Below are 22,974 nucleotides of genomic sequence, written 5' to 3' on the forward strand. Positions count from 1 at the left end.
TTCAGTTATTAAGTAATAATAATGCTTCAGCAATGCTTGCATACGATTATCGGCATTAAACCAAAATATCTTATGTCTTTTAACCCTACTCCCTACTATCAATGAGATGTAGCAAGAATGCGTGATAAATGGTATTAGATAAAATTAGTAGAAACTATGATTAAAGTATTATTAGTCGATGATGAAAATTTAATCCGACGTGGATTAAAAGCTTTATTAAAATTAGAAAATTATTTGCAAATAATAGGAGAAGCTGAAAATGGAGAAATGGCAATAAATCAAATAGAAAATCTACAACCAGATGTAATTTTAATGGATGTACGAATGCCAATAATGGATGGAGTAGCAGCAACTAAAGAAATTTGTCAGCGTTTCCCAGAAGTAAAAATATTAATATTAACTACATTTGATGACGATCAATATGTCACTCAAGCATTGAAATATGGAGCAGCAGGATATTTACTAAAAGACACACCTTCAGAAGAATTAGGTCAGGCAATTCAAGCTGTATTTAAAGGTTATACACAACTAGGACCTGGCATAGGTAAAAAAGCTATTTCTCAAATGGCAATTCCTGTTAGTAACCTTCCCCAAAATTGGCAAGAATTAACACCAAGAGAACAAGAAATTTTAAAATTAATTGCTTCTGGTGCAAATAACCGAGAAATAGCCAAAACTCTCTATATTTCTGAGAAGACTGTAAAAAATCATATTACTAATATTCTCAGGAGGTTAAATTTACGCGATCGCACTCAAGCTGCTATTTTTGCCCATTCAATTTGATCTGGACAGGGAGTAGGGAATAGCGAGTAGGGAGTAGGGGCAAACGCCCGTTTGCTGATGCATAGCTGACGCTAACCCCTGTACAGGATGGAAGAAGAAAATGTTCCATCTCAACGCCATTACCAAATCTTTCTCGACCTCCCCATCTCCCCATCCCTCCATCTCCCCATCTCCCCATCTCCCCATCTCCCCATCTCCATTTGACTGGGAATCAAAATCAAAGACCAATAAGGAACATCAACCTGCTTAACCTCAGTAATGTCAACAATTCGCTGATTTGATTGAGTCGCCCTTTCAATATAAAGTGCCCTATGCAATAACCCTAAACGATTGATAACCCTACGGACTTTGGTAAAATGCCTCCCTAATTTAATGATAACCGCCGCATCAACAACAGCAAGACGATCGCTCAAAGTAGTTTCATCCAAAGTAGCGGGGATAATACTCAACACATCATTGCGATAAGTAATTGGCACACCGAGCATGGCAGCACTTGCCATTATGGAAGAAATTCCCGGGACAATTTCAGTAGGAAACTGTCTTGAAAGTCGCTGGAAAAGATACATAAATGAGCCATAAAGCATTGGTTCCCCTTCACATAACACCGCCACATCTGTCCCTACTTTTAGGTGTTCGGCAATCTTGGTGGCAGCTATATCATAATAGGGATGTGGCGATCGCTTAACATCAAACGGTAAAGACATAGAAATTTCTATCTGGTCGGGACGAATAAAGTCCGAGACGATCGCCCGTGCTAAAGCTTTACCATTTTCAGAAATAGGGTAAGCAATTACTGGAACAGTAGTCAAAATGCGGTGTGCTTTCAAGGTCAACAACTCTGGGTCGCCAGGTCCAATGCCTAATCCATACAGTCGTCCTAATTCTGTCATAAATCGCTCTCCTTTGCCAAAGCATTCACTGCCGAAGCAGCGATCGCACTCCCTCCACGTCTTCCATGGAGAGTAATAAATGGAATTCCTCGACTATTTGCTACCAGTTCAGCTTTTGATTCCGCTGCACCCACAAATCCCACAGGAAAGCCTAAAATTAGAGCAGGTTTTGCCATACCCTCATCCAGCATTTCTAGTAAGTGAAACAGTGCTGTTGGTGCATTACCAATGGCGATAACAGAATTCTTGCTCAGAGATTTCCATAATTCTATTGCTGTTGCAGAGCGAGTATTGTTAATTCGTCGAGCCATTTTAGGTACTTCTGGATGATTAAGAGTACAAATAACTTCATTATTAGCTGGCAACCGATGACGGATAATTCCATTAGCTACCATTTGAGAATCACACAGAATTGACGCACCATTAATTAATGCGGCACGTCCTACTTGCACTGCATCTTCTGAAGCAACTAAGTCTTCTACAATATTTGTCATACCGCAGGCATGAATCAATCTAACTGCAACATGAGCTAAATCCTGAGGAAATTTTTCTAGGTTAACTTCGGAGCGAATCATAGCAAAAGATTTGCGGTAAATTTCTTCGCCGTTGCGAATATAATCAATCATTTTGGGGAAATTCGGTAATTGGTAATTGGTAATAGTTCAAATAAATTCATTGCTTTATGAAATAACAGTTTGGCAGAACTTGATTTCAAAATCTTATACCAGTTTGATAAATATTTGCTACAAATAGGTAGGCTATTTTTTAGGAGTCAACCCACCCCTAACCCCTCCTGGGAGGGAAAGTTAGGAGTCAGGATAAATGGCTTCGATATCATTTTTTAGGTTGAAACTTATCTTTTTAATCAAAGGGACATCTCCTGCATGTGTCTTTTAATCATCCAAATTATTCGTAACATTCTTTTTTTTTCTTTATATGGTATTAACCATAACTGACCATCTGAAAATAGTATTATATTTAGTTAGGATAATTACCGATCGATAAAATGTCAAGTATTTTCCACCGAGGAGAAAGAGACCGGATATATTTCATTTTCTTCTTCATTACCTACTGTTTTTTCATTAGACTTTAGAATGATTTCAAAGATGGCTCCTTGCGGTTGGTTGCTTATAACACAAATTTTGTCTCCATGGGCCTCAACAACCATTTTGCAAAAGGCTAAACCCAATCCTATTTGGGAAACACCAGACATCATAGTTCCAACCTCGTATTTCTCAAAAATCTTTTGTTGCAATTGTTCTGGAACGCCCGGACCCGAGTCGATCACCTGAATTCTGCAATCTCCAGAATTGAGCAATTCTAAACTCACGATAATTTTACTCTTATGTGGAGAAAACTTAATAGCATTTGAGATCAGGTTATCCAAAACTCTATGATACAGAGTGACATCAATAGTAACTTTTTTACAGATAGCTTCTGGGAGTTGACTAACTAGGGACTGATTTTTTTGCTCGGCGACCGCTTCAAAGTTTGAAATAGCAGACTCGATCAAACTACATAGTTTTACCTGTGTCCGGTTGAGACGAATTTGACCAGATTCCAGTAAAGCCATATTTAATAAATCATCAATTAATACTTGTAATGTTTGTGCTGACGAATAAACTTGATTTAGTTTAATATTTTGCTGATCTTGAGGATAATTAGGATTTTTCAAGAGTTCTAAACCAAACAAAATAATAGTCAAAGGATTTCGTAAATCGTGAACGACCATTTTTACCATATCTTCTCGTAATTTGAGCATAGTTTGTAAGTTATCATACTGGTGCTTAATTCGTAGCATGGAGCTAACTCTCGCCCTCAGCTCAATGGTATTAACGGGTTTACTGATAAAATCGTCAGCGCCAGCATTTAGACAATTTGCCAAATCTGACTTTGCGCTTAATGCCGTGACCATAATAATGGGAACAGCTTGCCATGCTGACATAGCTTTAATTTGCCGACAAACTTCAATACCATCAATTCCCGGCATCATTACATCAAGTAAAATCAGGTCTGGGTTGTAGGTTTCTAGGTTGGCGATCCCCTCTTCACCACTGGCAGCATAATACAACTCATAGTCTTGGTCGCTCAAAAGAGCTTCAATCACATCAAAATTATTAGGCTCATCATCAATCACTAAAATAGAAGGTAAATGCATTTATTTTGTGTTTAAAAGTTTTTGAATTGTGGTTGCCAATTGTTTTAGTTTAACAGGTTTGCTCAAGTAATCACTAGCTCCAGCCGCCAGACAACGTTCTCGATCGCCCACCATCGCTAGAGCAGTCAGTGCCACTATCGGCACATCGACCAAGTTAGGAATACTACGAATCTGCTCTATGGCCTGGAGGCCATCTATCTTTGGCATTGAAATGTCCATCAGAATCAGATCGGGGTTTTCCGACCGAGCGAGGGTAATTGCTTCCTCTCCATTCCTAGCCAGCAGAATTCGATAGCCTTTAGCTCTCAGATAGCTTGAAACTGTACTAATATTTACTTTGTTATCTTCTGCCAGCATAATTAATGGTGATATTTGCTCTTGAGGCTGAGTTAGTTCAATGCTAGGTTCAGGCTGCACTTCCAATTCGTTGGAGGTGTCTATTGTCAAAGTGTAAGGAAGGTCGATGGTGAAGCAACTACCAACCCCTATCTCACTGGTGACACCCACTTGCCCGCCGTGATGCTCAACAATACGTTTCACTAAAGCAAGCCCTAAACCTGTCCCTTGGTAGTGCCGATTCAAGGAACTATCAATTTGGACAAAAGGCTGAAATAATTTTTTAAGGTTTTCTGGAGCAATGCCAATGCCAGTGTCAATAACAGCAATTCGTAGGAATTTTTTGAATTTGTTGGCCTTTGAGTCGAACTGCTGGCGATTGACCTGGACTTCCAAGGAAATACATCCCCCATCTGAGGTAAATTTGACAGCATTATTGAGTAGGTTGATTAAAACTTGGCGGATGCGTCGTTCATCCACGAATAACTCAGGCAGGTTTTGGGGCAGTTTCATTTCTAGTTGAATGCGTTTCTTTTCGGCAAGTTGTTTGATGAAGGCCAGACTAGATTGGCACAGAGAAGAAACTGTAGTGAGTGTAAAGTTTAGCTCTAACTGACCCGATTCAATTTTGGCGAGATCCAGAATGTCGTTAATGAGCTCTAACAGATGCCTTCCACTACTCTCAACAGTTTGTATAGCTTTCATTTGTTGCTCATTAATACTGCCAAATATCTCCTCTTGTAGCCCCTCTGTGATGCCGAGGATTGCGTTTAGGGGAGTGCGCAGTTCGTGGCTCATGTTGGCTAGAAATTGGTTCTTAGTCCTGTTTGCGGTTTCGGCAGTTTGTTTTGCTTGCTCTAATGAAAAGACTTTTAGGGCGACTTGTTGTTCTAAGTTTTGAGTCAGCCTTCTTAATTGCATATGAGTATTAACTCTGGCAAGGACTTCTTGTTCTTGAAATGGCTTAGTAATATAATCTACTGCTCCTAGCTCAAAACCTTTAATTTTGTTTTTTGTATCTGCTAAAGCTGTGATAAAAATTATGGGGATATTGCAAGTGGTATGATGGGATTTGAGTTTTTTACAGATTTCAAAGCCATCTATGTCAGGCATTGTGATGTCTAATAAAATTAAATCTGGTAATTTCCGCTCTAGTTGTTTGAACGCTCGTTTTCCGTTGGTGGCGATCGCCACATCATACCCTACTACACTGAGTGTTTCTGAGAGGACATCTAAATTTTCTGGTATATCATCAATGATTAAAATGAGTCCTATTTGTTTTGCTAATTCTTTATTCATGACTTGTGAGAGTTTAGAGACTGTTTAGAATTAATGTGCTTTTGAATTAATATCTCAATTTCTTCGGTTTGAAATTGCTTTGCCAGTTGTGAAATTTTCTGGGTAAAGGGCAGATAGCAATCGCTCTTTTGCCCAATTTTTTCAGCCGTTTTTGCTAGCTTGAACAGTAAGCCATCCTAGGCCAACTCAAATAGAATTTGTAAATCCTCTAATGGCGGTGCAATTATTTCGAGAGTATCATCTTGAGTGATAGTAGAAGTTGAGACTAACTTAATTGTTTCATATTTCCAAGTCACTTGTAGATAGTTAGTAAGTAGAGTGAATATCTCCTCGGTATTTACAGGTTTGGGTAAAAAATCATCATCTCCTGCATCTAGGCGTTGGTGAATATAGAATGGTATAGAATAAAAATGCTTCAGTATTCCATTTCCTGACTACTATACTACTTAAAATTTAAGACTGTGCCAATTCCTATCTAGAGGATTACAAGTTCACTAACGCCTACAATTGGTTGGGGTTATAAGACACGAAGTGGCAAGTCCTTGACTATCCCCATCCACTTCTTCCTTCTTCAATCTGGTTTTTGATTCAACCATTCATTAATTTCCTGAGCTAATCGCGTGCTATCTTTTGGGTTCATCGCTCGATCTAGTTGATATTTATCTATTTGAGATTGAATTGTCACTTGATAACCAGATTCAAACTTAGATGATAATACCTGTAAAATATCTCTAGTATTTCCCTGGCATTTCCCGTAAATAAAATTAAATAAATGTCGTTCTACCTGAAAACTATTACGGTCAATATAAATATATTTTTTTTCTCCAAAGAGTATATATATTCCTACAAAAATAATGATCAAAAATAATATTCCATAAATTGGATTAGTTAGCAGTAAACCAAAAAATATACAAAGCGCTCCACCAATAATTCCAGAATCTTTTAGTTCTCTTAAACTAGGTGCATGAGTATAGATTTCTATCATATCTGGAGATTTATTAACGGTAATAATAATACTAAAGTTTAGAGGATTTTTTTGAGGTGTAACTAATGGTTGAAGTTTTGATTTTGAGTCGAGAGATGTCAAAGCTTCACGGGCATTTTGAAAGCGACCTCCTAAATCCATTTCTGTGATTTTACTAATCCAAGTGGCGAAGCTAGGATTAATATCAACTTTGTCAGTAAATTGAATCTGATAATTTTTTTGCGGTAAATCTACAGGAAAAATTCCTGTTAGTAAATGAATTAAAGTTGCACCTAAAGCATATAAATCTGAAGCTGGAACTGCTCTACCCCAAAATTGTTCTAGAGGAGCATAACCGCTCGTTCCAATAATAGTAAAAGTTACTCCCTGAGCATTACCTTGAGATTGTACTGCGCCAAAATCTACTAAATAAATTTGTTGGTCTGCACCCATAATTAAATTACTAGGTTTAATATCTCGATGCAAAACTGGAGGCTCTAGTTCGTGGAGATAAATCAGAATTTCTAATACTTCTTTGGCAATTTTTCTGACATCCTCTTCTGTAAAATTTTTCTCTCTATCTAATAATTCTTGGAGGGAAAAACCAGGAATATAATCTTGCACTAATGCAAACCAAGGTAAATCAGAATTTGCTGACTTTTCTAAGGAAAAATAATCGCGATAACGAGGGATATGGGGATGATTTAGAGCTTGTAAAGTTTTGGCTTCTGTCTCGAATAAATTTAATTCTTGCCCTAATAGTTCGGGGCTATAAGCCAACATTTTGAGAGTTACTTGTTCTTGCAGTTGGGAGTCAAATGCTAGCCAAGTTTTACGGCCTGCTACGGTGTTACCTAATTGTTTTTGTAGTTGGTAACGTTCTTTTAAAATTTTTCCTGGAGTTAACATAATTAAGTTAAAAGTTGATAGTAATCTCAATACTATCTAGTCATAATAGCGTAAGTGGTATGACACGCCTAAGTAATTCATTACCTTGCCAGTTTGCTCTTAAGACTATTGGACAATAGTTGAATGAATTATCAATACTAAATAATCAGGCGATCGCTACTTTGTCAGTTTCCGAGCCTAACTATTGTACAATAGTTAAATTAATTATCAAAACTGAATCATCAGGCGATCGCTACCTTGTCAGTTTCCGAGCCTAACTATTGGACAATAGTTAAATGAATTATCAATACTAAATAATCAGGCGATCGCTACCTTGTCAGTTTCCGAGCCTGACTATTGAACAATAGCTTTGGCTAAGTTATAAATTTCTGGTTTTTCAAAATCTTATACCTTCAATGTTTGCATTTTAATAACGACGGTAGAACCATTATATAAAAGTGCTTTGACATCAACATAAGTCTCTTTCGTAGTGTTAGTAACTCCAGGGTTATAGGGGTTAATTATTTTAAGAGATTGAATAATATTTTGATTGTTATAAACTATGGCATTGAGAAAGCTAATGAGGATTTTTTGACTGTGAATAGAACCAAAGATTTTTTTAAAGGCAAAGTCGGTTTTGGGGCTGATAAATTTCATGGTTATATATTTTCTCTAACTCCTATGATTTATGGTAGACTATAGATTATAATTTAATTTTAGTCTGGAAATTATTAAAACAAAAATGTTAAAGACGTTTTGGGGTAGAGTTAAACAAGGCAAAATCGAATTGTTGGAACCCTCAGAGTTGGTGGAAGGAACCCAGGTGCTAGTAACTATGATTTCTGGTGATGAATCTGAATTTTGGCTTCAAGCAAGTCAGATTTCCTTAAATGCAATTTGGGATAACACTGAGGATGATATTTATGCTGAATTGCTCAAAAAATGATATTATTCTGGTTCGCTATCCTTTTTCAGATTTGTCTAGTTCAAAGGTAAGGCCAGCAGTTGTGGTTAATGCTCCACATCCATCTCAAGATATTTTGATTGTGCCTCTAACGAGCAAGACAGAATCCTTACTTGATGGGGAGTTTTTGCTTTCTGGTTGGTCGGCAGCAGGATTAAATGTTCCTACAGTGGTGAAGCGTGGTTTATATACAATCCATGAAAGCTTGATTATTCAGGCGATCGGCAAACTATCTGATGAGGATGCAGAATGTTTGGAGCAGTCATTGCGAGGTTGGTTGGGACTAATTGAATGAGTAAATTAGTTTTAATTATTCATCTGCTTTTTACTATTTCATTATCCATTATCAATTATCCATTATAAAGTTATGACAGCAAATAATCTCAGACAGAAAATATTAGAACGCCTGGAGCTACTATCGGGAGAGCAAGTTAAAAATCTGCTCCGAAAATGGCTAGTAAATTCATCTGGTAATTTAGAATATTTTGAGGAATTACTGATAAATGAATCCTATCAAAAAACAGAAGAATTACTAGATTACGGAGAGATAGATTCAACGTTAAATTTTATATCTTTGACGGAAGAAGAAATGGTTCAGCAAAGTAAATTAGCTCTTGAGGATTATCGTCGTCAAGGGGTTTCATTTGCCCATAGTCGGGTGCGCGAATGGGCTGATAGTTTAGGGACTGATGCAGAAAAACCATGCCCGAGATAGTTTGGACAGACAGAGCTGTTGAAGACCTCAACCGTCATTATGAATTTCTGAAGACAAACAATGCTGATGCTGCTGCAAAGGCAGTACGAGAAATTGTTTCTGCTGGGGAAAGTTTGGAGGAAAATCCCCGCCGTGGTACGCCTATAGGTGAGGTTTGAGGGTTGCGCAAGCTTTTGGTTTCTTTTGGTAAATACGGTTATCTGATTCATTACACTATTCTTGAAGATGATGTTGTTATTTTGCGCGTTTACCACGGACGAGAAAATAGACCTCGCTAGTTTGGTGGTTTGGGTTGCTTAATGGATAGTTTGGTTGGGGAGCGATCGCTTTTGGGATGTGTTCAGCTTGATGAAAGTAGGTTTGGTAGAATGACAGTGAAACCCAACACATCAACGAGTTGGGTTTCGTTACCTCAACCCAACCTACAAATACTGCTTTTTCTAAAGCACGAGTAATAATATATGCAATGGGGGATTTTACACTTTCGTCTGCTGGAGAATAATTGATGACCATTTACTTTTATAGTCAACTAGATGAGCCTTATGGCACCCGGACAAAATCTTGATCGGAGGGGTGGCGAAGGGATTCGATTTTCTAGGCTATCTGTTTTCGCCACGGGGGTTGGAGGTGGCGGTAGTTAGGGTAAAGGGTATATGGAGCGTGTTCGTCGGCTTTATGAGCAAAATGCAACGGCGAGTCGCATTGAGGAATACGCTCGCCGTTGGTTGATTTGGGTTAGAAGTTGCCTTCGGAAGGTTGAGTTCGGAAGGGTTGGAGAAGGAGTCGCGCAGACAACCCTTGCTTTCTGCTTCGGGATGCCATTGGGCTATCCATCTCTTCTTTCCCTTTTAATTATCTGATTGTGACTTTGCAAACGGAATGCTGCGATTCATGTCGGCTCTTAGCCGTTAGCAAGGCTTTGCGCCAGCAGAACGCTTTTCATGTTGCGCAGCAAAACACACCCTACTAGACTTAGACTGGTAGTGGATTGATTATATCTAAAATTGTGCGTTACGACGGATTGCTATATCCCTTTCATTGTCTAGATTTAAGCCGTATTTTCATGTCGCGCAGCGTTTTTCATGTCGGCGACAGCCGTTAGCGAAGCTTTGCGCTAGCAAAACGGAGTTATGCGAGAGCAAAACGCACCCTAAAATTTTGAATTTTGAATTTAGAATTGTTATCCCTTGGGTTTGGAGACCAAACCCCTACGATAAAATTTTACAACCTATTTTAGAATGGCTATAGCTATCAGTTGTCAGAAATTACTTTTGACTTTTGACTTGTTTTGACTTACCCATAACCCTATTCCCATTGCCACCATTCCCAATACCATACCAGGTTCGGGTACACTTGCTGCATCTAATGGGTTATTCGGGTCAGTTAACTGCTCCTTGCCATCTTCAACTTTGCGGTTAAAACGGTCTGCTGCTGCTTCTGCACGTTTGAGAGCTTCCCGTTGTTCATCATTGACTAAAACTATCATTGAAGAATAAGGCGTAACAATTTTATAGGTCTTGGCGATCGCGTGAATAGCATCCAACTCCTCCAGAGTCTCCAAGTTCATTTTTTTACTCAACCCCAAAACTAACTTTTGAGCTGCCAGAGGAGCAAAATTATCCTCTATTATTTCCCCACCAGATTTTTTCTCCATAAACCAAGCATACCCATCTGCCACACTTACAACAGATTTTCCTAATTTTGATTTTGCGGTAACTTGCTGGAATACCTCGGTAAGTTGTGTCGCCACACCACCCCCACTTTTTTGCATCAATTTTAATGTGGCATCATCATAAGCAGGTGGCATCGCTCCCAAATGCAACATCCACAAAGGAGTAGATAAGTTGGGCATTTCTTGAGTATCATCCGAGAGTTCATAACTACCCTCATCAGTCACCAATATCAATCCATTGTAGCGAGTATCCCCTCGTAACTGGAGAAATTGTTCGAGCATTTCCTTATATTGGAGCGTACCGAAAAATGTAACTTTCTCAGCATCAAACTGACTAATATCATCTATCCTTTCTGGTGGAAAACCGACATTAGTCAAATATATATCTGCATCACCGTTACTGAAACTCAGGTCTCCCAAACCATTTGCCACTAACCAGTCAATATTCTGTTTTAGTTCTTTGGTTTTAGCTCTCATGCTGTAGGAAGTATCCACAACCACTGCAAACCGTTCACTTTCTGGTAAAAATCTTTCTCGCGTTACTAAAGGTTGAGCAGAAATTTGATATCCATTGGCAAAATTTATCTGATGTTGTTGTGCAGTCGTTTGAGTAACTGCGGTCAGACTAGATGGCAACCATGCTTCTCGATCGCCTCTGACAGACTTGGTATTGTAAATTCGTTTGGTGTTTTTATTCCAATAGATATTACGTTTTTCTCTCAACTTCGGTAAAGCAAAACTATTATCTTTTGCCATTACTTGATAGGTTAACCACAAGTGCATTTGTGTTGGTCGGTCTGGGTTAGTTTTTCGTTCCCTTACTGACAACTTTGCTGGTACTGGAAATGCTCGTAAACGATATTGCCGAGGCCCGACTTTTTCTAGGAGAGCAGGATCGACCGGACGTTCTCTTCGGACTTGAGAATTATAGACTTTTTGTGCTGCACCACGGGGCGAAACTTTGAAAGGAAAACGTTGGGCGCGGTTGTCAGTATCGCCTAACCAAATACCTGTAATAACTGCACTTTCTGGGAGGGTAAAATAATAGAGAATTTCTTGAGGTTCAAAGGTTTGATTTTCATAAATTTCATATAATTCTATATCTGCCCAATCTCTATTTTCTTTTACTGTAATTTCTTGGTTTTTCAGCCAGACTTTTTGTTCCCCAATATTTAATAATCCAGCTTTCACTTCATCTAGATTTGCTGTCGATTGAATAGCATTAATAATTGCTTTTTGTTCTGCTTTTTGAATCGGTGTATCGAAAAAATCACTGTAGAGTTTGGCTGCTTTTTGTTTGTCTTTATCGTCACCTTTATATAAGAAGGGTGACATCAGATTATTGAAGTAATCTTGTAATGTTTGATTAATTGATTCTGGCAAACCAAATGTGCTTCTGTACATGATCCGAATTTGGTTACTTCTGGCAGCCGTACTTAGATAACGATATGAGGATAAATAGGCATTAACTAATCCATCTTTAATTAAATTAGAATTAGCTAAAAGTTCTTGGCGATCGCTTTCATTTCTGACTGGTAAATCTAACATTTGAAAAGCTACAACTTGGGGTTGTTGTTGAAATGAAACAAATAGAATCATCCAAGCAGTTATGACCGCAATAATTCCCTGAAATGTACGTTGATGACCATGTTGATTAGCAAATGTTCTGAGTATTCTTTGTCCAGAATTAACGTATAAACTGGCTAATGCTGAGGGCATAAACACAAATAAAGTTGTTGTTAAAGCCAAGACAAATAAAAATAAGAGCAATGTAAATACATAGCCAGGAGAATAAGTTAACTCAGAAATAATTCCTTGAAGCCAGTAAAATGAGAAAAATTCTCGTACTAACATTACAGATACTGGCACGGCATAAAATAGTAGTAATACTCCCACATATAAACCAGTTAATAACATCAGGCTGTGGGCAAACATTTGTAGCCACGATACTAACTTATTTCGATTAGCATAACCATATAACATTTCCAGAGCAAAAGCGATAATGCTAATGAAGATTGTGGCTAAAATTAAAGTACTAGCTTGAGTAAGTTCTCGCAGTACAAAAAAACGTAATAAACAGAGTAAAAATAAAGGAGCTTCAACTCCATAAAATAAACGGAATAATTGCAGAGGTTGTTTGCGAAAATACCATCCACCAATGATAGTAAAAATAGTGGGAATTGCTACTATTCCAATGAAAGTAATTAAAAATTGACTGGGAATTAAGCCAGATAAAGTATCTTCAATTAAAGACCATCCAATAGTTGGCAAAATCCAGAAATATACAGCTCCTAAAAATGTCACATTCCAGATCCAAAAGATACTGTAAAAAGTCAGATTCAGAAAATTTTTAATTTTCATAAAATTTACTCCTAAAAATTATTTAGCGATCGCTTATTTTCTCTAAAAAATTAACCGAAAATTGTGGTTTAAAGCCTCCCATTTTAAGGGGATATTGAAGAAGGAGACAGGAGACAGGAGACAGGAGACAGGAGACAGGAGACAGGAGGAAAATTACATGGGGATTCTAACCCCAAGTAATTTTGAACACCGTGTAGACGGTGGGGTATTAAACCCACAAAGAAAATGATAAAGAAAAATTTTCCTTTGAGTCAATCCTATTCTTGAAAGGAAAAGGTAATTAATGATGATTAATTATTAATTATTCATTATTAATTGTTGAATTATCATTTTCTTTGTGGGTTTAATACCCCACCGTCTACACGGTGTTCAAAATTACTTGGGGTTAGAATCCCCATGTAATTTTCCTCCTGTCTCCTGTCTCCTGTCTCCTGTCTCCTGTCTCCTGTCTCCTGTCTCCTTCTTCAACCATTACTTTCTGGATCTATCCCCGCTTCTCGTAATAATTGTTCTAAGCGTTTGGCGCGCTCTTGAACAATTTCCCTCTCTTGGCGTTCCTGTTGAAGTTCTTCTTCAGCAACAGTGGCACGACTTTCTGCCTCTAAAGCACGATTTTCTGCTTCTAAAGCACGGTTTTCTGTTGCCTCCAATTGTTGCTGAACTTCCATATAATCTGTAAATGCTTGTTCATCAGGACGATACAAAATTAGCGTTTCTGCTGTTAACTCAAACTTAATTCCTAATCTAGGAGAAACAAAACCATTCATTTCATCAATTATTTCCAGAAAAAGTTCTGAACGTAACCATCCCGTTAAACTATTTTTTTGCGGGTCATAAACATAATATTCTTCTACTCCATAGCGGTCATAAAATAATAATTTACACTCCATTTCTTTAGGTGTCTTTCCTGGAGAAAGAATCTCAAATACTACTTGTGGAGCAATATTATTTTCTTTCCATTGCTGATAAGAACCTCGGTCTCCTTTCGGTACTCCAAAAACCACCATTACATCTGGCGCTTGTCGTAATTTATTATTCCCTTCTACCGGATACCAAAGTAAATCTCCTGCCACAAAAACTTCAGCATTATCTGCAAATAACCAAGCTAAATTGTAATGAATAATTGTAATCCAACGAAATTGAATTGTATTATCTGCCATAGGCTGGCAATCACTATCTGGATAAACTATTTCTGAGTTAGTTTGGGACAAGGGAAGTTGTATTGTCATATTTTATTTCCTCACGCGCCTCAGTATTTTTAGTATAGCAATTCTCAAGAAGCGTGAGATACAAAATTGTAAGCATTTCCTTCGGAATGCTGCGCAAACAGCCGTCAGCTATCAGCTATCAGCTATTGCTTTTAGTTTACGATAAACGCTATGTGTTTAATTAATTCAGGAACAATGAAGATATATAGATATTTTGAAATAATCATTTTTTTTGCTTTCCATAAATCAATCAATATCGTTGTTCCATAGTCTGTTTTTGATTGTAAAAATATTGGCGAAATTTGGCATCAATTAAATCATTAGACTCTTCTTTATTTCCGATAATTTTTTTGGTAACTTGAACTACATCAAACTATTAATAAATTTCGGAAAAATTAATTTTATATCTTATCTCTTCTTCCTTCTTCCTTCTTCCCTCTTCCTTGTTCCCTTGGAGACTCTAAATTTTGAAACCAGGAAGACCTGACAGTAACGACAATAATTCCTATAGGCAAAAATAAAAATAACCCCAGCATTTGTAATACCAATATTCCCTTACTCATTACCAGCACCAATAAACCGTCGCTCACTCGCTGATACAATACCCCTAAAAAAGCCAACAATAATAACCCTAATAAACCAATTTGTTTCTGGGAAATATTACTCACTCCAGTGAAAACAAACGGACGACGTAACCATTTCACACCCCCCACTAAAATTTGTTCCACTATTAGCAAAGTTATCCCAGACCACATCAACTCTAACAACACTAATAATATAAACAACCAACTAACCTGTAACTCTAAAGTATAAGTAGGAATCAAAATTAGTTTAGCTGCTATGGTGTAATTGTAGAAAGCAAAAAACGGCCACTGGAGCAAAAATTGAGGTAAACTCACCAGATAATTTGGTGTAGTTAAAATTTCAGTGACTCCACATAATAATGTCGGCAATAAAAACGCCCCCATCAAAAGCAAAACATATAAACAGACAACTCGCAAAATAGAAGTCAATTTGTCAGAACGACGTAAAGCATAATTACTACATAGTTGCAAAACATAACAAAACACCAGCATATTACTCGCGCTTCTGGTCGGTGCCAGACTTCTTATTGCCATCAACCAAATAACTGTCATTTGTATTGCCAATAACCAGGTAACGCAACGTCGCCATAATAACTGCACTTTTAATGTTGCTGCCTTTTTTATCTGACGAAAATATATCTCTTCTACCAAACTTTCTCCTCTCGTTTCTGTAGTCTGCATTCTGATTTTTTCATCGGGTCGAAGTAATACACAAACACCAGAAGCAATACCACCTGCAAATGTTAATAACATAGAAATTATTAAACCCGGTGCAGCTAATTTTACCTCCTTAGTAGAATTAACATCTAAACTATGTTGTGCCCACTCGATCGCTTTCGTCATTAAATGTGGGTCGTAGGTGGGGATGATATGGTCGGCAGTGCCAGAAATTATTAACAGTCGAGCAGTACCATTACTGAAACTACCGCAAATATTATTACCATTATTGATGCAAACAGGATTTTTGCTACCCGTTGCTTGCTGCAACATAATTCGTAAATCTTCAGGAGGGTTAATTTGCTCGTATACACCAGCGCCCAAAAATAGATTTCGAGGAGTGGTAGGAGTAGCAGTGCCACTAATACCTAAAAGAATTGTCGAGCGCAATAGTTCTTCTGTTTGCCCTAACTTTAATGCTGTTGCACCACCCATAGAATGACCAAGAATACCAATGCGCTCTCGGTCAAAAATTTCTGGGCGATCGCGAATATATGCGAGAACTGCTTTAGCATCTGCTTTGGTGTTTTTGTCTAAGTTTTCTATAGACTTTTCTCTATTTTTCAGTGGATAAGACTCGCCATAACCGCCAAAGTCAAAAGCGATCGCTGCTATTCCATGTCTTGCCAACTCTACTGCCAAGGGTGTCATCATTTCTTTGCTATTGTTGACACCATGACACAACAATATTACTGGATGAGGTTTTGCTGTAGTGGGGGTATAGATACGACTGACTAAATTTCGTTGAGAGTCTATTTCAATATTGATAGATTTTACTTCAATACCGATAGTAGGATTAAATATAATTGATAATATTAAGCCCATTCCTAACAATAGTAAACTTAGTAAAAATCTATAACGATGCCCATTCATAAATATTGGCCTCAATTTCAGCTTATAAGAATTATTGTTCCCTATTTTTGTGGTTTTATCAACAATTAGTTGATGATTGAAATCAGCAAATAGACTTTTTTTTTAGGGGAAAAAAGATAGCAATTCATTAATGGACAATGGATAATTACCTCTGATTAAAACCGTTACGGAATTGAATATAAGGAATATTGTCTTTTCTCTTGGTCGATTGGATATGGCGAGGAGACCTCGCCATCCCTCGACCGCTTTTTTTCCTTAAAAGGGGAAGCTTTAAACCAGAATTATTTAATTATTAATTATTCGGTAAAAACAATATGGAACATCAAAAATATTTCAAGCTATCAGTTATCTTACTATAGCAATCTTATTTGAGTTGTGAGATATTGTATATTTTAGGGAATAGGGAATAGGGAACACCAGATCTGGGAAAGAGAAAAACCGAAGCAATAAAATTATCACAAATGATTTAGGATTGCTATAGGGGATAATTTATGACTGACAATTTGAGCATCCAAAGCTCATATTTTTATTATAAATATTTTGGGTTTAATACCCCCCCCGTCTACAGGGTGTTTATAATTAGTTGGGGTTTGAGTCTCCATCCACTTCTTCCTTCTTCAATATTTTTTTAATGATTTAGGATTGCTATAGAGGATAATTTATGACTGACAATTTGAGCATCCAAAGCTCATATTTTTATTATAAATATTTTGGGTTTAATACCCCCCGCCTACAGGGTGTTTATAATTAGTTGGGGTTTGTAGACGTGGAGTGGCTTGTCGAAGACTATCCCCATCCACTTCTTCCTTCTTCCTTCTTTCTTCTTCCTTCTTTTGGTAAGTTATGAATCAAGATTTACAAAATCAAGTATGTATTGTTACGGGTGGTAATTCTGGTGTTGGTTTAATGACTGCTGTTGGTTTAGCCAAAGCTGGATGTCATGTATTTATTGCCTGTCGTTCTATTAGTAAAGCCACGAAAGCTGTAGATTATATTCGTCAAATTAGTGGCAATAAAAACGTTGAGTTTTTGCCTTTAAATCTAGCTTCTTTAGATTCAGTTCGTCAATTTGTTGATTTGTTCATAACCAGGCAACTTCCTCTACATATTTTAGTTAACAATGCCGGAATTTTTAATCAAAGAGGTACTACTCAAGAAGGATTTGAACTAATTTGGGGAACCAACTATTTAGGTCATTTTTTACTGACATATCTTTTGTTAGAAAAACTCAATAATTCTGCATTTAGTAGAATTATTATGGTGGCTTCCGATTTGGCATTAAAACCAAAAACTATTCCTTGGAATTTATTAGTCAAAAAAACACCTCTCAATTTTTTAGAACTTTATTCTGTCTCTAAATTATGTTTATTGCTGTTGACAACTGAACTTACCAGAAAATTAGAAAATACAAATGTAACTGTTAATGCTGTTCATCCAGGATTTGTACAATCTAATATTACAATTTGGCATAGTCTGAGTAAATATATAGGTTTAGGAATTTATCCAGAAAAAGGTGCAAATAGTACATTATTTTGTGCCCAGTCTAGTCAACTAAAAAATATCAGTGGTAAATTTTTTGATTCTCAAACCCAGGAAATTCCTTTGCCAAAAATAGCAACAGATATTCACCTAGCAAAACAACTTTGGGAAAGAAGTTTACTCTGGAGTGGATGCCAGAATACAAAAACTAACGAAACAATTAATTATGATAACTTTTCTGGAATATCCGGTCCTTACACCCTCAAACTAGACAGTCAAGAAATTGGTCAAATTACCAAAACAATTTTTGCAGAAATCTTACCAAAACCTCCAAGCAAATTATTATTTTTACGCCTTTTAAAATTTTTATTGAAATTCAAATTTGGTTCAGCCTTTCTATTATTAGTTCAAATTTGGAAACAAGAATTTCACATGGAAAGACATCTTGATTCCCCTGAAATTTGGAAAATATGTCAGGATGAAAAATTATTGGCAAAATTGCAAGAATATTTAGGAGAAAAATTAGTATTATGGCGTTCTGAACTTTGGGTTAATTATCCCGCAAAACAATTAATCCCCTTGTGGCACAGAGATTCTTATCCAAAATTGCTTTCTGGTGTAGGTAAAACAATTAATGTTTATATTGCTCTGACTGAAGTCAATAAATTTAATGGCTTTGAATTTATACCAAATGCTAAAAAAGACCGCAATTTATCTGTAAAAATGACAGACCCTTTTAGTGGCAATAATTTCTTTGAAGTTACAGAAAAATTGGCAGAAAATTCAGTCCCAGTAATTCTCAAACCAGGTCAGTTTGTGATGTTTACAGATGAACTTATCCATCGCTCTGTATGCAATACTAGCGGTCAAGTTAGACTATCATTAACTTTACGAGTTACTCAACCTAGTGTAGAAGTTTTACCTAATTATAATCCTAATTATCAACAGTCAGTATTGTTGTAGAAGAAGGAAAAGGGAAGAAGGAAGAAAGAACAATGAAGAAGTAAAGAATCAAAAAATCAGAAATAATAAATTAAGATAAACAGCAGTCTAGATAGGTATTTTCTAGAATTAGACTAGCTCCTTCTAAGTGAAAAACTATAATTTTATTTCTGTATAGCAAATCTTGAGTTGCTTAGGATATAGAGTGATAATGAATCGAATACGGAGAAATATTTTTCCCACTTTTGTCTATTGCCTGCCATATTTATGATTAATAATTATAGCGGTTTTCACAGAGAGAGGTAGACTACAAAGCTTCTGCCTTCTGCCTTCTGCCTTCTGCCTTTAAGCCAAAATCTCTGTATTCTATGTTAATGAAAACCGCTATAGTACTATGCCAAGGGCGAAAAAAGAATATTTAGAATAATAACGGGACTGAAAAGATTATCGTTCAGATATCTCCTGGATTAAAAAAGGATACTCACACTCATAAATGATATAGCGTTTCTCAAATTAGTGAGGTACACCTATATTTATTTCGATTCTATTCTATTCTATTCCCTATTCTCTGTTCCCTATTCTCTGTTCCCTGTTCCCTGTTCCCTGTTCCCTAAAACAAACGAATAAGGATACTCACACTCATAAATGATATAGCGTTTCTCAAATTAGTGAGGTACACCTATATTTATTTCGATTCTATTCTATTCTATTCCCTATTCTCTGTTCCCTATTCTCTGTTCCCTGTTCCCTGTTCCCTGTTCCCTAAAACAAACGAATTTTGTACCTTACCAATATGGGAATTGCTATATAGAAGTTATTTATTTTGACAAAAAAATAAAGTTTCAAGTTCTCGCATTCCTATTGCAGGAGGTAGTGATAACTGTTTCGCTACGCCATATAAAAAACGCAATTCCTCCGGAAGAGGTTAACTGATAACTGAATTTACTCCTATAAAAAGTCTAACTATTTGTAGAAAACATTTATCACACTTGGTATTATACAATTGGAAATCTAGATATCCGCCCCCCATAAACTACTAACTTTGGGTATAATATCTCTATATCAAAATTTTCTGTATCTAACGAAGAAAGTTTTCATAGTAATTAAAAATTCTACTGATGAAATAAAAAGTAGTTTTCTAGTAAAACACAAATTTTTTTTACAAATAGCCTGAATAGGAAACTAATTTGCCAGAATATAAATAGACCAAGAGGTTGTTAAAAATTATCAAGGACAACTTATGGAATCAGCTTATGTTTTCTGTCTAATTATTGGTGGAGCATTTGTGGCACTCTCCGCCTTTGCCGGTCTAGATGGTGTAGATTTTGACCAAGACTTTGACCCAGACTTAGAAATTACAGACCAATCAAGTACACAAGTTAATACTTCAATATATCAACGTCGCCGAAGATTATGGCTACCATTATTCAGCCTAAAATTTTGGACTTTTGGCAGTTGTTTCTTTGGGCTAACTGGAATTTTATTATCGTATATTTCGCCCACTCTTTCACCAACAATAATTGCCATTATTTCTATAATTGTTGGTATTTTATGTGGCACAATTATGGCATGGGTATTACATACCTTAAAAAACCGTCAAGCTGATAGCTTGGTGCGTAGTGGCGACCTCGTAGGTCTTTCTGGAATTGTGGAGATTCCTTTTGATAAAAATAGTAGAGGAAAAATTAGATTAAATGTGAAAAATTCTGTTATAGAATTGATGGCTTTTACTGAAGAATCTAGGGAATTTACTAGAGGAGAAAAAGCATTTATCGTGGGAATAGAAAATAATAGAGTATGGGTAGTATCAGAAAATTATCTAGATAAAACATCAGAGGATGAATCTTAATTTTTTTCAGCTATCCTCGAACGCGATTTTCCAATTCCCCAATTTCAAGAAATTTTATGCACAACTTAAATATAGTTGCGAGATGAATAAATCGGCATGAAAAATCAACTTTTAATGTTAGCCTATATTTCAGTGGGAGTAGGAATATTTGGTGGGATGTTAATAGTATTATTGTTGTCGATTTTTCGACAAAACCAAGTAATAAATAGTCTTGTCAGACCTCAAGATTTTTTAGGTCTACCCTGCACTGTGGAAATTCCATTTGATACTCATAGTAGAGGTAAAGTTAGTTTAAATGTTAAAGGTTCTAGCATAGAATTAATTGCCCGTACAACAGAAGAATCTAAAGAATTTACTAAGGGAGAACAAGTATTTATTATCGGCACAGAAAATAATCAGGTGTGGGTAATTTCCAAATCATCTTTTCAACACCAGGAATAATCATCAATGAAGAAGGCAGAAGGCAGAAGGCAGAAGGCAGAAGGGAAAATTGCTTATGGATAGTTAACAACCGGCTAGTCCGTGTCTTATAACCCCAAAAAATTTTAAGCACCCCCGTTGACGGTGGGGTATTAAACCCGCCACAGAAAAGATAATGAATAATCGCAGAGATTTTTAGGGAAGAAATAAACGATTTGTAGGCCAGTTAGCTCGAACTTTCATACTACTAGATGAAAAATACTATATTTCACAAAAATCAATGAGGAAATTTAACTAATGAAAAGTAAAAATTTAGAATCAAATAAAGCCGAATTAACCACTGTAGAAATAGCACAAATTCCTCCTGTAATACAAAAGGAGCCAATTCAGAATTTTACAGGAAAAATTTCTACAAGTTTGCCCATCGCTCTATCTATATTTGGAGTGATAGTATTAATCTGGTTTATCAACACATTCATACAAATTTGTAAACCCAATGAAATACTAATTTTATCCGGTCGGAAACGGCGGACAAAAGAAGGGGAAACAGTTGGTTATCGCGTAATATTTGGTGGTAGAGCAATTCCCATCCCAATTCTAGAAACAACCAAAACAATGGACCTACGCACCATGCCAGTACCTGTGGAAGTGCGGAATGCTTACTCCAAAGGCGGTACTCCACTAAATATTCAAGCGATCGCCAATATCAAAGTTTCCAATGACCCGAAAATAGTAGGCAATGCCATAGAAAGATTTCTCGACCGCGACCGCTCAGAAATTACCCGTGTAGCAAGAGAAACTCTAGAAGGAAACCTGCGGGGTGTGGTCGCCACCCTGACACCAGAACAACTCAACGAAGACCGTCTTCAATTCGCCGAACGCATTGCTGAAGACGTGAGTCGCGACTTAGCAAAATTGGGTTTGCAACTCGACATCCTGAAAATTCAAAGCGTTTCCGATGACGTAGACTACCTAAACTCCATTGGTCGCAAACAAATTGCCATGATTCGCCGAGATGCTGAAATAGCTGAGTCTAACGCCAAAGCAGAAGCAGACCAAATAGAAGCTGACTGCCAACGACAGTCAGAAACTGCCAAAACCGAGTCATTAACATTAACCGTTAAAAAAGAAAACGAACTCCGTAAAATTCAAGCAGAGTTGGAACAGCAAGCACGTTCAGAAGAAGAACGAACCAAAGCAGCAGCTAAAGAAGCAAGGGCAAGAGCAGAACAATTATTGCAAACAGTCCGCGCTGAGTTAGAGAGATTGCGTTTAGAAGCGGATGAAGTATTGCCAGCAGAAGCACAACGGCAAGCAAAAGAACTCATAGCAAAAGGAAATGCTGCTTCTCTTTCAGAAAATGCTCAAGCTGAAGCTTTAGTTAACGATATGCTTTCCCAGGTTTGGCAAGAGACTGGTAAAGATGCTGCGGAATTGTTCTACTTACAACAAATTAGTATGATTTTGCGTGAGTCTGCTAAGGTAACCGAACAAGTTAAATTGGAAAATATCAAAGTTATCGATAGTGGAGATGGCAAGTCAATCGCTAGTTTGGTGAATGCTTATCCTGAAATCTTCCGCCAGTTCCTCAAAAATGTCAATCAAACCCTTGGCGTTGATGTGACAGGAAACTTCAGCAATGGGAAAGAAGTTACCTCAAATCAGGTTAAACAGTTATAGGTTAAGTATTTAGGAGTCACCGAGTCAGTCCTCAGTCCTCAGGAGTTAGAAGGGAAGAAAGGAGGAAAGAAAGGAATTGAGTAAAGATAATTTCAGTATTTCTTTGGTACTGTCGGTACCCGGAGTTCTTAAATTTTATTTATAACTGACCCGTCCGAACACGATCGGGACTTATGCAGAGACTCTCCTCCT

At 37.0% G+C, this 22,974-nt stretch carries 20 protein-coding genes and 1 pseudogene; 11 read left to right on the forward strand and 10 right to left on the reverse strand.

What is annotated here, in order from left to right:
- Positions 1–156 precede the first annotated feature (156 nt).
- The gene (locus tag F6K06_RS24030) at positions 157–783 is read left to right on the forward strand and encodes a response regulator transcription factor (RefSeq protein WP_124146279.1); all 627 of its coding nucleotides are present in this window, start codon (positions 157–159) and stop codon (positions 781–783) included.
- 119 nt (positions 784–902) lie between these two features.
- Here the strand turns inward: F6K06_RS24030 and cobI are convergent, their stop codons facing one another.
- The 5 genes from cobI to F6K06_RS24055 all read right to left on the reverse strand — a co-directional run bounded on the left by cobI (position 903) and on the right by F6K06_RS24055 (position 7,339).
- Positions 903–1,673, reverse strand: a complete 771-nt coding sequence (gene cobI, locus F6K06_RS24035; RefSeq protein WP_124146280.1) for a precorrin-2 C(20)-methyltransferase — start codon at positions 1,671–1,673, stop codon at positions 903–905.
- Positions 1,670–2,299 (reverse strand): precorrin-8X methylmutase, encoded by a 630-nt coding sequence (locus tag F6K06_RS24040; protein WP_287243185.1) that lies wholly within the window; start codon positions 2,297–2,299, stop codon positions 1,670–1,672. Before F6K06_RS24040 ends, cobI begins: the two co-directional genes overlap by 4 nt.
- 383 nt (positions 2,300–2,682) lie before the next feature.
- On the reverse strand, positions 2,683–3,831 hold the full coding sequence (locus tag F6K06_RS24045) for a hybrid sensor histidine kinase/response regulator (RefSeq protein ID WP_124146282.1): 1,149 nt from the start codon (positions 3,829–3,831) through the stop codon (positions 2,683–2,685).
- On the reverse strand, positions 3,832–5,466 hold the full coding sequence (locus F6K06_RS24050) for a response regulator (protein WP_124146283.1): 1,635 nt from the start codon (positions 5,464–5,466) through the stop codon (positions 3,832–3,834).
- A gap of 571 nt (positions 5,467–6,037) precedes the next feature.
- Complete coding sequence (locus F6K06_RS24055) at positions 6,038–7,339, reverse strand: serine/threonine-protein kinase (protein WP_287308932.1); 1,302 nt, start codon at positions 7,337–7,339, stop codon at positions 6,038–6,040.
- A gap of 119 nt (positions 7,340–7,458) precedes the next feature.
- Between F6K06_RS24055 and F6K06_RS24060 the strand changes: the two genes are divergently transcribed.
- A complete protein-coding gene (locus tag F6K06_RS24060) occupies positions 7,459–7,596 on the forward strand; it encodes a hypothetical protein (RefSeq protein WP_287243192.1) in 138 nt (45 codons plus the stop codon).
- A gap of 130 nt (positions 7,597–7,726) precedes the next feature.
- Here the strand turns inward: F6K06_RS24060 and F6K06_RS24065 are convergent.
- Positions 7,727–7,975: pseudogene (locus F6K06_RS24065) on the reverse strand (PD-(D/E)XK nuclease family transposase); the annotation flags it as partial.
- A gap of 85 nt (positions 7,976–8,060) precedes the next feature.
- On the opposite strand from F6K06_RS24065, the gene F6K06_RS24070 reads away from it, so the two are divergent.
- The 4 genes from F6K06_RS24070 to F6K06_RS34215 all read left to right on the forward strand — a co-directional run bounded on the left by F6K06_RS24070 (position 8,061) and on the right by F6K06_RS34215 (position 9,155).
- On the forward strand, positions 8,061–8,264 hold the full coding sequence (locus tag F6K06_RS24070; protein WP_287243194.1) for a hypothetical protein: 204 nt from the start codon (positions 8,061–8,063) through the stop codon (positions 8,262–8,264).
- Positions 8,242–8,577, forward strand: coding sequence for a type II toxin-antitoxin system PemK/MazF family toxin (locus tag F6K06_RS24075; protein ID WP_287243196.1), 336 nt, complete (start codon positions 8,242–8,244; stop codon positions 8,575–8,577). Before F6K06_RS24070 ends, F6K06_RS24075 begins: the two co-directional genes overlap by 23 nt.
- A 72-nt stretch (positions 8,578–8,649) precedes the next feature.
- Positions 8,650–8,997 carry a hypothetical protein gene (locus tag F6K06_RS24080; RefSeq protein WP_287243197.1) on the forward strand — a complete coding sequence of 116 codons (348 nt, stop codon included), beginning with the start codon at positions 8,650–8,652 and terminating at the stop codon, positions 8,995–8,997.
- Positions 8,985–9,155, forward strand: coding sequence for a type II toxin-antitoxin system RelE/ParE family toxin (locus F6K06_RS34215; protein ID WP_353734896.1), 171 nt, complete (start codon positions 8,985–8,987; stop codon positions 9,153–9,155). The genes F6K06_RS24080 and F6K06_RS34215 overlap by 13 nt, the downstream gene beginning before the upstream one ends.
- A gap of 76 nt (positions 9,156–9,231) precedes the next feature.
- On the opposite strand, the gene F6K06_RS24090 is transcribed toward F6K06_RS34215, so the two are convergent.
- Both F6K06_RS24090 and F6K06_RS24095 read right to left on the reverse strand, forming a co-directional pair.
- Positions 9,232–9,510: a hypothetical protein gene (locus tag F6K06_RS24090; RefSeq protein WP_287243199.1), complete on the reverse strand. Its 279-nt coding sequence runs from the start codon at positions 9,508–9,510 to the stop codon at positions 9,232–9,234.
- Positions 9,511–10,255: 745 nt separating this feature from the next.
- Positions 10,256–13,030, reverse strand: a complete 2,775-nt coding sequence (locus F6K06_RS24095; protein ID WP_287243201.1) for a TIGR02921 family PEP-CTERM protein — start codon at positions 13,028–13,030, stop codon at positions 10,256–10,258.
- 94 nt (positions 13,031–13,124) lie between these two features.
- Between F6K06_RS24095 and F6K06_RS24100 the strand changes: the two genes are divergently transcribed.
- Positions 13,125–13,259: a hypothetical protein gene (locus tag F6K06_RS24100; protein ID WP_275670293.1), complete on the forward strand. Its 135-nt coding sequence runs from the start codon at positions 13,125–13,127 to the stop codon at positions 13,257–13,259.
- Positions 13,260–13,494: 235 nt separating this feature from the next.
- Here F6K06_RS24100 and F6K06_RS24105 read toward each other — a convergent pair whose 3' ends face one another.
- Together F6K06_RS24105 and F6K06_RS24110 are read right to left on the reverse strand one after the other, a co-directional pair.
- Entirely contained in the window at positions 13,495–14,259 is a 765-nt protein-coding gene (locus F6K06_RS24105; RefSeq protein ID WP_124143886.1) for a Uma2 family endonuclease, read from the reverse strand.
- A 380-nt stretch (positions 14,260–14,639) separates the two neighbouring features.
- Complete coding sequence (locus F6K06_RS24110; RefSeq protein WP_287243203.1) at positions 14,640–16,412, reverse strand: alpha/beta hydrolase; 1,773 nt, start codon at positions 16,410–16,412, stop codon at positions 14,640–14,642.
- 843 nt (positions 16,413–17,255) lie between these two features.
- On the opposite strand from F6K06_RS24110, the gene F6K06_RS24115 reads away from it, so the two are divergent.
- From F6K06_RS24115 to F6K06_RS24130, 4 genes are all read left to right on the forward strand, one after another.
- A complete protein-coding gene (locus F6K06_RS24115) occupies positions 17,256–18,854 on the forward strand; it encodes an SDR family NAD(P)-dependent oxidoreductase (protein WP_287243205.1) in 1,599 nt (532 codons plus the stop codon).
- Between the two features lie 1,219 nt (positions 18,855–20,073).
- On the forward strand, positions 20,074–20,682 hold the full coding sequence (locus F6K06_RS24120; RefSeq protein ID WP_124143883.1) for an NfeD-like protein: 609 nt from the start codon (positions 20,074–20,076) through the stop codon (positions 20,680–20,682).
- A 96-nt stretch (positions 20,683–20,778) separates the two neighbouring features.
- Positions 20,779–21,123 (forward strand): NfeD-like protein, encoded by a 345-nt coding sequence (locus F6K06_RS24125; protein WP_124143882.1) that lies wholly within the window; start codon positions 20,779–20,781, stop codon positions 21,121–21,123.
- A gap of 276 nt (positions 21,124–21,399) precedes the next feature.
- On the forward strand, positions 21,400–22,782 hold the full coding sequence (locus tag F6K06_RS24130) for a flotillin family protein (protein ID WP_124143881.1): 1,383 nt from the start codon (positions 21,400–21,402) through the stop codon (positions 22,780–22,782).
- The last annotated feature ends 192 nt before the right edge of the window (positions 22,783–22,974 follow it).

It is taken from the genome of Okeania sp. SIO1H4 (assembly GCF_010672695.1).
In the GTDB taxonomy this organism is placed as follows: Bacteria; Cyanobacteriota; Cyanobacteriia; order Cyanobacteriales; family Microcoleaceae; genus Okeania; species Okeania hirsuta.